This window comes from Pseudoflavonifractor sp. An85, assembly GCF_002161235.1.
Lineage (GTDB): Bacteria > Bacillota > Clostridia > Oscillospirales > Oscillospiraceae > Enterenecus.
Genome location: NZ_NFHE01000048.1, coordinates 1 through 10,294 on the forward strand (window position 1 = coordinate 1; position 10,294 = coordinate 10,294).

Below are 10,294 nucleotides of genomic sequence, written 5' to 3' on the forward strand. Positions count from 1 at the left end.
CCTCCGATCTTTTTCAGCAGATACGCCCGGTTGGGGTCGTTGTCAGAGGGCTGAACATATCGGGCCACCAGGGGGTTATTGGCCCCAGTGGAGTGGACCATCACGCCTCTGGGGGTGATGGTTCGTCCCGCTTTGTAGCAGTCGTTTTTGGTGAAAAAGCACTTGATCAAATTCACGGTTATTCCTCCTTATCCGGGGCTATGGCATCCCCGGCAGCATCTACGGCATTTTTCCCAGCGGCCAATAGACGAGAAAGCCATCCTGGCACAGGAGCGCCCATTTCCACGGCATTCTCAGTGATAGACCCAAGTTCCGTAAATATGTACCAAACGAGAACCACGGAACAAATCAATCCGCTCAATTCAAATGGCAGTTGCACCACCGGGAAGTGCTCTACTACCTCGACCATTACTGCATCTGCGATGGCCGACACGACCACCACAAGGATCATCCCAGCCTTGTGCCAGATCCCATCCCTTGCCTTAGCGCTGCTCCACTCCCCAGCCCTTGCGGCAGCGGCCGACCCGCTGATGTAGTCGATGGCCATGCAGACCACCCATCCCACTACCAGCCAACCCAGCCCGCCCCACACAGTGGACAATGTGCCCACCAGAGCAGTGATCGCAAGTTTAATTTCTGTTACCTTCTGCAAATTCCTTCCTCCTTCTTACTGGTACACGGCCCCGTCTGTATTGGCCGGATCATAAGTGCGGATATACCAATTTACATAATTCTGATAGCTGGCATTGAAGCTCTCCATGCGGTTCTGGTACAGCTCCAGCTCCCCATCTGCCTGGTGCACCTTGGCCAGCAGCCAGTGCACATACAGATCACTGTGGGGCCATCTCACTGCCAGCTGGTCCTTCCATACTTTCTCCAGTGTCTCCAACTCTTCCGGGGTCTTCAACATGACATCCGCATGGATTTTTCCTTCCAGTTCTCCCAGCCATTCCAGCTTCTGCTCCTGGCTGTACTGATTGGGAGCCAGTCTGTCCACCTCATTTACAACAGAAAGTGCATTCATATGCGCTCCTCCTCCCCTGTGTGGGAGCACCCCTCCCTATGATGGGAGGGGTTGTGCTCAGGTGGGCAGTGCCACGCCGTCAGACACGCCGCCCACGGCGGCAAAGCGCCAGTCGTTGAAGGTGGCGTTAAAGCGGCTGCGGCCGCGCCAAACGTTGGCATCGGTGTTCTCGTCCACGGTGGAGCGCACCGCCAGCTGGATACGGTCGTTCCACACCGCCCCGCCGTAGGTCTGGTTATACTTGCTGTCCAGCAAAATCCAGGGCGCCTTACCGGAGCTGAGGTCCACAAACTGGTTGAGGTAGCTCCACACAATGACGTTCCAGCGGCCGTACTGGTAATTGAAGGCATTGTTGGCGGTGGTGGGCTCCTTGTCCGCGCCGATGGCGGCAAAGACCGTCTTTTTCAGAGTGGACACCTCAGGAATGAGAATGGTGTCGGGGGCCACGTCCAGAATCTCGTCGTTGTCGCCCCGGAACAGGTGCATGGCGGTCTCCATCTTGCCCAGGGCATCCACAGAAAACTCGTCGCTGAACCGGTTGGACTGGGTCTCACCGGAGACCTTGGGGGGATGGGCGGTGTGGAACATGGTCACGCCGTCGGCGCTGGTAATGTCAAACGCCCGTCCCTTGTAGGTCATCTGCTTCTGGCCAGAGATTGCGCCACTGTACAGAGCGGCACCGAACAGCTCCCGGGTACGGTTGTAGCTGGTAATGAAGGCTGCGGGCTGCTTTTTCATGTCCAGAATCTTGGAATCCTCCATCATCTCCGCAGAGATGGAGAAGGAATCCTTCCAGGTGTCGTACACCAGAAGCTTCTGGTAGCCCTCCTGCATGCCGTCCAGGGGGTACGCGCCGTTCTCGCCCACGGGTTCAAAGCCGCTCATGGCGGTCATGGTGGTCATGAGGTCGCCGTAGTTCTCACTCTTGCCCATGAGAAACAGATCCTTCAGCACAGACTGTTTCTCGCACTGCTCTCCCCGCTGCTCCAGGAACATGCGGATGGGAGCCTGGCACTTGCCATAAATGCTGTCGTTCAGGCCGGAGCCTTCGGAAAAAATGATTTTCATATGGTTGCTTGTCCTCCTTTACACAAATCTTCCCCGGACGGTGTCACCTTTCTTGGTGCCGTGGACTTCCACCAGCTCAAAGGTGCCTTCCCCCTCGCTGGCGGTAAGGCCATCGGCCTCCACCTTCATCTTCACGCCCACCTTGGCCGCGTCGTACTGCGCTTTCAGCTGGGTCTCATAGATGCAGTCTCCCTCCACCCGGGTCACAGGAATCACCTGGCCGTCGGCGGCAGTGACATCCGCCATGCACATGTAGGGGGGTGTGTCGGTGCTGGCCAGGCTCAGAGCCGCCAGCTTCCCCTCGCTGACGGTAAGCATCTGACCAGCTTTATACGTACCAGCAGCGGCGCCCAGGTACTCCCAGGGCAGCATAGCGCCGGTATCACGTTTCACAGGTACAAACACAGTTAGTTCCCTCCTTGATACTTGTTGTAATAGGCCTGAATCTCGGCCTCACTTGCGTTGGGGTTAAATGCTCGGAACATAGCCATCTCAGACCGCGGAACCGTAACCGCCCCCGCTCCCTGTTGGGTACCAGATGTGAGGTGGCTTTTGCTGCGTGCCAGGTTCTGGGCCTGCTGCCGGGCCGCGGCAGCAGTCTGCTGGGTGAGTTCATCATAGTGGGCCAGCTTGTAGGCATCCACAAAGGTGTTGCCCCGCTTCACCAACTGGTAAAACTCCTTGGCACGGGGCATGGTGAGAAGATCCTGCACAGTCTGGATGTTGGGATTGAACTGGCGGATCTGGGCCAGCTCGCCCTCCAGTTTCACCCTGTCAGCCTCTGCTTGCGCCTGGGCCGCCTTCTCCTCGCTCTCCCGGATGATCTCAGCCGCTTTCTGGATGGTCGGATTCTGGGCAATGAGTTTCCCGATTCCGTCCACCGTCAGCTTTCCTTCCTGGAGATCCTGTTGCATTTTGGCCTGGTCATACTCCTGTTTCCAGGCCCGATACTCCTCCATGTTGGTGATGGGAGCACCAGTGACGGTATTTTTCAGCCCTGCTTCTGCAAAAAAGGACTGAATTTCCTTGTCTCTCCGCTCCCGCTCCTGGGTAACCGCTTGGTTAATGGCGGCTTGGGTCTCTTCCCGGCGCCGTCGGGCAGCGTTTTCCCGTCGCTGCTCCAGGCTCATCTCCCCCGGTTTGGTGGGCTGCTCCTGGTCCTGGACAGGCTGGTCTTGCTCCTGCTGGGGCTGTTCCTCCCCAAAAGCACCTTCCCGAGACTCTTGCTGAGGTTCTTGCCGATTCTCCACCCCCTGAGATTCCACGCTGACAGATTCATGGTTTTCAATCTGTTCCACCGGATCATTGGGGGCAGGTTCTTCCTGCTGTACTTGGGGCTGTTCCAGCCCCAGACCTTCGTAAATCTGAGATTCAGTCAGTTCCATGGTTGTTCCTTTCCTGTTTGGATGTTCCCGCTATCCCTGCGTATTTTCCATTGCTCCCAGCTTACTTGCCGGTGCGCAGATCCTTGCCGGTCTTGACGGTGCCCGTCTTGGCCGCCGTGGTCTGGTGGGGTGCCTTCACCACCTGGGTGCCGGTGTTCTGAATCCGGCCGATATATCCCTTCTGCTCGTTCACATCATTCCCCCCTCTCCTTGAATTGGCATTTTCCCGCTGTTGCCCTGCGTCATATTCGCCATCTGCGACGGCCCAGCCGCTTGCGCCTGCTTCTGTGCCGCCTCCAGCTGTCGTCTCATACGTTCCTCCAGGGCCTGCTTAGTGCTGCCAGCCCCCGGATAATGCAATTCCTCCATTTTGGTCCAGAACAGGGTCAGCGTCTCCACTGCCGTGGGATCTCCGAAGGCACCGGTCTGGAGGTTTTGCCGGGTCTCCTGCCACATGGCCTCGCGGTTATTGGCCAAAGGTCCCGTGGTATCCACGGAAAAAAGAAATTGGTCGTTCCAGTAGTACTGGCCATCCTCGTCCCGCTCCAAAAAGTCGTACCGGTTAAATTCCTGGTACTTGGTATGCCCCTGGGCATCTTTGGACGTGACAGGTCTGGGCTCATCACCGTAGGCCAGCCAGAACTTAAACATCATGCAGAACAAATCTGCATATGCTTTGTTCTTCATCACCCGCTTGCTCTCCAGTCGTCCAGCGGCCTGGGCTGCCGAAAACTGCTTTGCCTTTCCACTGGTAGCGGTGGTGTCAGTGCGTCCCTGGAAGGAGTCCGTAATGCCCAAGGTCTGCCGCGCCTCCTCGTAGACGTTGGACATATAGAGCAGTTCGTACTCCAAGTCTCCCTTGAAGTCATATACTCCGATCATGGCCTTATCTGCCGCCGATCCGATATACCACCGCTCATTGTCGTTGGAATCCACCCTCAAAGAAGCATTGTCCGGCAATGTAATGCGGGTTCCAGCCTTCATCATCCGGTCAATGATCTTCTGCTCCAGGCGGTTGATGGTGTTCTGTTGGTCCGCGATCATATCCACATCCGAGTTGCCCAGCAGCTTTCCATACACAGACACGCTGCGCTGCAATACGATGGGGAACATCCCTGGCTTGTAGAATGGGATGAGTGTGGGGCGTAGGACCGGCTGTCCATTCTCATCCAGGTCAGGAGTTGCGCCCGGAATCTCCATTCCGTGCCTTGTGGTGATGGGCAACATGACCTGCTCGCACTCCTGCACTTCTCCAGTAAACTCCTCACAGCCGCACCAGGGGCACGGCCCGCCGTCGTACTCCACCGGTTCCTCCGGCTTCCCAGGCTCTACCGGGAGGCCACTCAAACCTCCCGCTCCTCCCATCGCGTCGGATGCCATCTGATGGGCCAGCATCTGACCTGCTATCTCTTGACGGAGTATTTCCTCCTCACTGGCAGTCCGCTCCACCCGGCGCTGTACCAGCTGTCCAGGCAGAGGCTTGACGCGGCCGCACTCCTTGCACACCGGCTGGCGACGGGCCTGGTAGTCTTCCAAGTCCTCCAGTTGAATGTCATTGACCCAGCAATACCGGTTGATCCCGCCCTTGGTATTTTTCTCGTATCCCACATAGCGGGTCACTGCCTCCTTCTCCGTGCTCTCTCCAGTGGCACTTCGCACATCCGGCTCGCTCTCGCTCTCGGCATCCACATCTACCCCATACTCCCGCAGGATTGCCCCCTTGGTGGTTGGAATTTTCACGATGATCCAGTCCATGTCTTGGATTCCCGTGTAAATCCCGGGCTGAGGCGCCAACTGTTTGGGGTGCAACATACGCACCACCTGTGTGCCCACCGTGTCGTGGGTGCGCTCCCGGTTGTCCCACTCCACCAGGAAGGCCACACCGCCCTGGATGGGCACTGTTCGCTCGGCCAAGTCGTTGATGTCCTCAAAGGGCAGGCGGTCCAACTCATTGCGCAAGAAGTTCTCGATGATCTCGGCCAGCTTCTCGTCCTCCTTACGCCGGGGCGTCACCTTGGGCTGGGGGATGGTGCTGGAAACCTGGGTTTCTATGTTCTCAAAAACGATGTTGCGCACATGGCTGGTCTTTCTTGGGCCTCCGTCCCGTCTGGTATCCCCCGGAACCAGTGGGCGAAGCTGGTTATCTCCGTTGTAAATCTGCTCCCGCCGGTCCATTTTTGCGTACTCAGCAGAGTATTCGGCGTTGCTGTCTGCCAGTCGTTGCTGCCATGTTTCCAGCTTGCTCCACTCCGCCTTTGTCTTTTCTTTGTCCATGCGTCCTCCTTACCTGGGGGGCGGCCCCCATAGCTTCATCATCATTTCACGCTCTGCCTGACCTGCCCGCTCCCAGTCCTGCCACATATCAGCGCTCCATTTCGCCGCGCTGGTCTCCTGTGGTCTCATGATTTGCATGGACTGCTGTGGGCGCACATAGTGGGCAATGGCCAGGGCCATGATACAGTCATCGTGGGCTCCCGGCTCTGCCTCTGGGCGCATCTTATCGTTGCGCACAAAGGTGAGCATCTCCTCCAAGGTCGCCTTATCGTTGACCCCTCCCAGATGATCCCGCATCACTCGCACCAGCTCCGCAATGATCACCGGCCGGGTGAGCCGATCGGTGCGGAATCCATAGGCGTGTCGGATTTTTCCGTCGAAATCGTCCTCTACTTCTCGGACATAAATCTTCTTGTATCCCATAAGCCCCAGCAACTTCACCGGGTAGGTGGAGAAATTACACTCCGGGGCCAGCAAGGCCCGGTTATAATGCAATCCCAGGCAGTACAGCTGCCTGGTGTAAGTGTCCTCGTCGTATTGGTGTCGCAGGGTACACACCTGTGCTCCTGTGACGTTGTCCAGGACCTGGGCCACAAACCAGTCCGATCCATCCCCAGCGGTATCTCCGCCAATCACATATGGCCGCCCAGGCTGGGGTGGCTTGTAGATTTTGATGGGCCCGCCCCTCTCTTCCACCCATCGGATGTTGGACAGGTGGATGCCGTCGGGCGCAAGGTCGTATTCAAAGAACCCCTCCCGCTCCGGCTTGGTCAAGTGCGCCAGTCGCTCGCCCACAGCCTTGCCATTGAACACCGTTTTACCCGTCACGCCCCACTGGCCCAGGCAGTAGACCATGTAGTAATATTCGTCGGTCTCTTTGAAGTCCTCCAGGGTCCGGATGGCCTCCGGAGTGAGAAAACGGTTGTCCTTATAGGTGCTCTCATGCACTCTCGCCCGCGGGTCCTTACGGTCAAAGAACCTCTTTTTCAGCCAGTGGGTGATACTGATGGGGTTAAAGCTGATAATCATCTGGAGATACTGGTTGAAGTCAGTGCGAAGACGGATGTCCAGCTGGTTGAAGTCCCCCTCCTCCAGCTCTGAGGCCTCCTCGATCCAGATGCCGGTAATGTTGAAAATAGACTTTAGCTTCTCCACGTCGTCCAGGCCTGCAAACAGTATGGCGCTGCCATTGGAAAAGCGGATGGTCATGTCCGACTTGTTGATCCTGGCCCCTGCATCAGGGTAGAAGTCCCCAATCTGTCCTACCAGCTGAGCCCAACAGCTTTCCCGCAGCGTGCGGGCCACTTTGCGGCACACCAGCCAGCGGTGCCCCGGCTCCGTGGTCACCCGCTCCAACACCTTGCGCCCGGCAAAAATACTCTTGCCACTGCCGCCGCCCCCTTTCAGAATCAGGAAACGGTGCTGGTCAAAGAACAGGGGAAGGAATGTCTCATTGTTGGTCTCTTTCAGGCCCTTGTACCACTGGGCAACCTCTACGGCCCGGTTCAGCTCTTTCTCGTTCACGGCCCGTCTCCCACCTCAGACGGCACTCCCTGCTCCCACAGCTCCCGGAGCAGGGCCAGCTTCTCCTGTGTGGTGAGGGTCTGGGCCTCCCTGGTCTGCGGCCCTGCCTCTACCTCCACCTTCTGCGAGTAGCCATAGTTGTTTTGCAGGTTGAACATGATGCCTTTGACACCCTTATCCGACCTGGTGAGCAGCTGCTCCTCGTTCCACAGTCTCAGAATGCTATTCACCCACTCCGTGGCCTCCTCCAGCTCCGGGTGGGCTTGATGGTCGCACCACCTGGCCCAGGTAGCGCGGTGGATGCCCAGATGCAGGCACAGGCCCACCACCGTGGGTGGGATGAGGTATTCCCGGGCACGGATGACCTCCCCCCGGTCATTGAGCACGGCCTTCTCCTCCATGATCATGTGCCCCTTGTCATCCAGGTTCCCAGTCGGCACCTGCTCTGTAACTTCCACGGTCCGGCTGATGGAGTCCAGGTATTTCTCAGCCGCTTCCCTGAGTGCTTTCGAACTCTTGAATTTCCTCTCCCTGGCCATGTCCCCTCCCCCTTTCTCGCTGCCGCTCTTGCAATTTATCCTTCAGCTGGGCCATGTGTACGATCCGCCCCAGCTCTTCCTCCGGGGTGCTATCCACCAACTTCCCGTAGGTGATGCCCCTCCGTCGGGCCTCCCCGGCCAGAATCTCCAGTGCAGACCGCATACCCTCACCTCCCAGTGCTTTTATTTTATTTTATCATCCATTTTTCCACCTGTCTGATTCCTAAACGCACATTTCACGCACCTAAGTGCACAATTTGGGCAGCACAAGCGGCCGAACCCATTTCGTTCGGCTGTTCGTGCTGCCCGATGATCTGAATTTCTATCACGCACGCGCAAGCGCCCCCCTACGCGCGTGTGTCGTGTCGCATTTGACCAGGCTATGAAATTGTCACGCCGCCCGCTCCGGCGGGTCCTCGTCTGGATCCTCGGTAAGCGCCTTTGCGGTGATGTATCGTATGTACTGCGCTCCGCCGAGCCGATACTCACGGCGATAGAGCAGCCGAGCCCCACGAGGCACCGCCAGCTCAGCCCCGCTCTTTGCGATCCGATCCTTTGCTTGTGGCTGTCGGAGATTCCGGGTCGGGATGTATTTCTTCGCGTCCGGCAACCGGCGCACCTGGTTCATCAGATATTCCGCCAGCCCACTCTGATCATGCACCCGCCACAGCCGCTTATGATGAGTGCTCCCCAGCTCCCACTTGGCCAGGGCAATCTCCACCGCCCGCTCGTCCATGATCACGTGATGATGCACCCGCTTGTGCTCCCCCGTCTTCCCGTCCATGTCCGATGTCACTGCCAGGCATCGGAAGGACATTCCTTCCTGCTTGCAAGCCCGCCGCACACGCCGCATCCAGAGGCGGAGCTGGTGGTGAGCAGCGTGATACAGCTTGTCCGCCCACTCCTCTCCATCGCCCTCTCCGCCAATGTACTCCACCCCGTCATCCGAGTATCCCAGCCGAACCAGCACACCTCCCTTCCCCTTCGGCCAATTCAAATTGATCAGTCGGGCCAGGCGCTTGGTTGCCTGGGATTCATTCACCGTCTGCTTGTTCACCTCTGCCTTCAGGCGCCGCTCGCTTTTCGTGGGCCGTTGTCCGCTTATCCAATATTTTATTTTTTCAGCAATGGACCCGCACTCCCATGTGCGGATCACCCAGTACCCTTCTCCCATTTTTCTCCGGCCCCTCTCTTTTTTGTCTGCTTGGTTCTAAACTTAGGCTTCAAGCGGGTCCATATAAATACGCGCGTGCGTATTTATATAATGTGCCCTCTCACTTCCACAGATGGACCCGGCTCTTGGCCCACCTGTGGAAATGCCCAGGCGGCCTAAAGAAGGTCGTCTGGGAATGCTTCCATGAATTTTTTCATCGCTCTGTAAATCGTGGTAGACGACGCTATGTGGTGTTTTTTGAGCACGTCTTTGTTTTCCTCATCACTCGTTAAGTAATCCCGGAGGGCCTCCCAGTTTTCTCCGGCAGCCGCGCGCAGCAACTCGTTTACCTTCTTTTTCTTCTGCTCCGGCATGCTGTGATATCGTTTCATGGCAAACCAGATTGCCCCTTGTCGGTTGTATGGCACATTCACCGATCGTCTGACCCTAAATTTCCTCAAAACTCTTCCCCCTCCTCGTCCATCATTTCTTGCAGGGCCATCTCGGTCAATCCCTGCACAATGTCGTCCTGCAGTTCTTTTGCAACCTCCCTCATGTGGTCAACTGTCAGGTGTAAGTATCCCTTGGCCATTCCGCCCCCCTTCAGCAGTAGAAACACGCCCACCGCTTCCACCTCGTCCTGCTCCACCTTTTCCAAAGACTCGGCTACGAATTCCTGCCACTGCTCCAGTGGCTTATCACCTACCACGATAATTGCCACACCCGCTCACCTCCATCTTGATCTGCTCCGGCGGAATCTCTCTGACTTCAACAACCCTAGACGATCCCCAGTGCTCCACCAGCATCCCCAGGGCTTCCTTGACACCCTGTGCCTCCCACGCCTGGGCGTCCACTATAACCTTGATTTCAAGCATACATTCTCCTTCACCAGCTCCGCATTCCTGGCCAGCGCAATCTCCAGCATCAGGTTTGCTTCGGCCGCCTCTTTTTTTGCCCTTTCCGCCTCCTGGATGAGCCGGACGTTGGCTGACACTTCTTCCTTCGGTGAGCTGTCTGCCTCTGCTATGCTCTGGGTCTCAGCAGCTCCAAGAGCATAGCCCAGTGTAAAAGCCGCCACGACCACCACGGCAGCCACAACCATCATCATTTCTGCGCTCATCCGCAATCATCCTCCAACCCGTTCAATTATTGCCGGAGGCTCAGGCCCCAGCAGCAGCGGCTCGCGTGCGTCCACCCTCCAGGTGTCTGTGCTCCCGGAGTCCAAAAACAGCTGGTGCCGGATCACCTGCCAGATGTCCTCGGCTATCAGCTGCTGGTCATCCTTGGGCGGAACCTCATAGCCCCAAAGGATTTTACCGGCAGCTTC

16 protein-coding genes and 1 pseudogene are annotated in these 10,294 nt (G+C 57.4%); all 17 read right to left on the minus strand.

Annotation, left to right across the window (positions count from 1 at the left end; all coding sequences use genetic code 11):
* A pseudogene (locus tag B5G37_RS15810) lies at positions 1 to 176 on the minus strand (amidase); the annotation flags it as partial.
* 2 nt (positions 177 to 178) lie between these two features.
* Entirely contained in the window at positions 179 to 652 is a 474-nt protein-coding gene (locus B5G37_RS13510; RefSeq protein WP_087258672.1) for a phage holin family protein, read from the minus strand.
* Between the two features lie 15 nt (positions 653 to 667).
* Complete coding sequence (locus B5G37_RS13515) at positions 668 to 1,024, minus strand: hypothetical protein (RefSeq protein ID WP_087258674.1); 357 nt, start codon at positions 1,022 to 1,024, stop codon at positions 668 to 670.
* A 57-nt stretch (positions 1,025 to 1,081) separates the two neighbouring features.
* A complete protein-coding gene (locus B5G37_RS13520) occupies positions 1,082 to 2,092 on the minus strand; it encodes a hypothetical protein (protein WP_087258676.1) in 1,011 nt (336 codons plus the stop codon).
* Between the two features lie 18 nt (positions 2,093 to 2,110).
* On the minus strand, positions 2,111 to 2,497 hold the full coding sequence (locus B5G37_RS13525; RefSeq protein ID WP_087258678.1) for a hypothetical protein: 387 nt from the start codon (positions 2,495 to 2,497) through the stop codon (positions 2,111 to 2,113).
* A 2-nt stretch (positions 2,498 to 2,499) separates the two neighbouring features.
* Positions 2,500 to 3,477 carry a hypothetical protein gene (locus B5G37_RS13530; RefSeq protein ID WP_087258681.1) on the minus strand — a complete coding sequence of 326 codons (978 nt, stop codon included), beginning with the start codon at positions 3,475 to 3,477 and terminating at the stop codon, positions 2,500 to 2,502.
* 61 nt (positions 3,478 to 3,538) lie between these two features.
* Entirely contained in the window at positions 3,539 to 3,670 is a 132-nt protein-coding gene (locus tag B5G37_RS15890; protein WP_275532990.1) for a hypothetical protein, read from the minus strand.
* Positions 3,667 to 5,751 carry a hypothetical protein gene (locus tag B5G37_RS13535; protein ID WP_087258683.1) on the minus strand — a complete coding sequence of 695 codons (2,085 nt, stop codon included), beginning with the start codon at positions 5,749 to 5,751 and terminating at the stop codon, positions 3,667 to 3,669. The genes B5G37_RS15890 and B5G37_RS13535 overlap by 4 nt, the downstream gene beginning before the upstream one ends.
* Before the next feature lie 9 nt (positions 5,752 to 5,760).
* Positions 5,761 to 7,275, minus strand: a complete 1,515-nt coding sequence (locus B5G37_RS13540; RefSeq protein WP_087258685.1) for a PBSX family phage terminase large subunit — start codon at positions 7,273 to 7,275, stop codon at positions 5,761 to 5,763.
* Positions 7,272 to 7,814: a terminase small subunit gene (locus B5G37_RS13545; RefSeq protein ID WP_087258687.1), complete on the minus strand. Its 543-nt coding sequence runs from the start codon at positions 7,812 to 7,814 to the stop codon at positions 7,272 to 7,274. Before B5G37_RS13545 ends, B5G37_RS13540 begins: the two co-directional genes overlap by 4 nt.
* Positions 7,762 to 7,977 carry a hypothetical protein gene (locus tag B5G37_RS13550; RefSeq protein ID WP_087258689.1) on the minus strand — a complete coding sequence of 72 codons (216 nt, stop codon included), beginning with the start codon at positions 7,975 to 7,977 and terminating at the stop codon, positions 7,762 to 7,764. The genes B5G37_RS13545 and B5G37_RS13550 overlap by 53 nt, the downstream gene beginning before the upstream one ends.
* 228 nt (positions 7,978 to 8,205) lie before the next feature.
* Entirely contained in the window at positions 8,206 to 8,988 is a 783-nt protein-coding gene (locus B5G37_RS13555; protein ID WP_087258691.1) for a hypothetical protein, read from the minus strand.
* Between the two features lie 155 nt (positions 8,989 to 9,143).
* Positions 9,144 to 9,359 (minus strand): hypothetical protein, encoded by a 216-nt coding sequence (locus B5G37_RS13560; RefSeq protein WP_143482961.1) that lies wholly within the window; start codon positions 9,357 to 9,359, stop codon positions 9,144 to 9,146.
* A gap of 65 nt (positions 9,360 to 9,424) precedes the next feature.
* A complete protein-coding gene (locus tag B5G37_RS13565; RefSeq protein ID WP_087258695.1) occupies positions 9,425 to 9,688 on the minus strand; it encodes a hypothetical protein in 264 nt (87 codons plus the stop codon).
* Complete coding sequence (locus tag B5G37_RS15275; protein ID WP_158099432.1) at positions 9,666 to 9,842, minus strand: hypothetical protein; 177 nt, start codon at positions 9,840 to 9,842, stop codon at positions 9,666 to 9,668. The genes B5G37_RS13565 and B5G37_RS15275 overlap by 23 nt, the downstream gene beginning before the upstream one ends.
* Positions 9,821 to 10,087 (minus strand): hypothetical protein, encoded by a 267-nt coding sequence (locus B5G37_RS13570; RefSeq protein WP_087258697.1) that lies wholly within the window; start codon positions 10,085 to 10,087, stop codon positions 9,821 to 9,823. Before B5G37_RS13570 ends, B5G37_RS15275 begins: the two co-directional genes overlap by 22 nt.
* A 6-nt stretch (positions 10,088 to 10,093) precedes the next feature.
* The coding region (locus tag B5G37_RS15280) for a hypothetical protein (RefSeq protein WP_158099433.1) at positions 10,094 to 10,294 on the minus strand (201 nt) is incomplete at its 5' end.

Bases quoted from the DNA above. Each gene is read 5' to 3' on its own strand.
- B5G37_RS13515 (WP_087258674.1), bottom strand. From the start codon at position 1,024: ATGAATGCACTTTCTGTTGTAAATGAGGTGGACAGACTGGCTCCCAAT.
- B5G37_RS13520 (WP_087258676.1), bottom strand. From the start codon at position 2,092: ATGAAAATCATTTTTTCCGAAGGCTCCGGCCTGAACGACAGCATTTAT.
- B5G37_RS13530 (WP_087258681.1), bottom strand. From the start codon at position 3,477: ATGGAACTGACTGAATCTCAGATTTACGAAGGTCTGGGGCTGGAACAG.
- B5G37_RS13535 (WP_087258683.1), bottom strand. From the start codon at position 5,751: ATGGACAAAGAAAAGACAAAGGCGGAGTGGAGCAAGCTGGAAACATGG.
- B5G37_RS13545 (WP_087258687.1), bottom strand. From the start codon at position 7,814: ATGGCCAGGGAGAGGAAATTCAAGAGTTCGAAAGCACTCAGGGAAGCG.
- B5G37_RS13550 (WP_087258689.1), bottom strand. From the start codon at position 7,977: ATGCGGTCTGCACTGGAGATTCTGGCCGGGGAGGCCCGACGGAGGGGC.
- B5G37_RS13555 (WP_087258691.1), bottom strand. From the start codon at position 8,988: ATGGGAGAAGGGTACTGGGTGATCCGCACATGGGAGTGCGGGTCCATT.
- B5G37_RS13560 (WP_143482961.1), bottom strand. From the start codon at position 9,359: ATGAAACGATATCACAGCATGCCGGAGCAGAAGAAAAAGAAGGTAAAC.
- B5G37_RS15275 (WP_158099432.1), bottom strand. From the start codon at position 9,842: ATGCTTGAAATCAAGGTTATAGTGGACGCCCAGGCGTGGGAGGCACAG.
- B5G37_RS13570 (WP_087258697.1), bottom strand. From the start codon at position 10,087: ATGAGCGCAGAAATGATGATGGTTGTGGCTGCCGTGGTGGTCGTGGCG.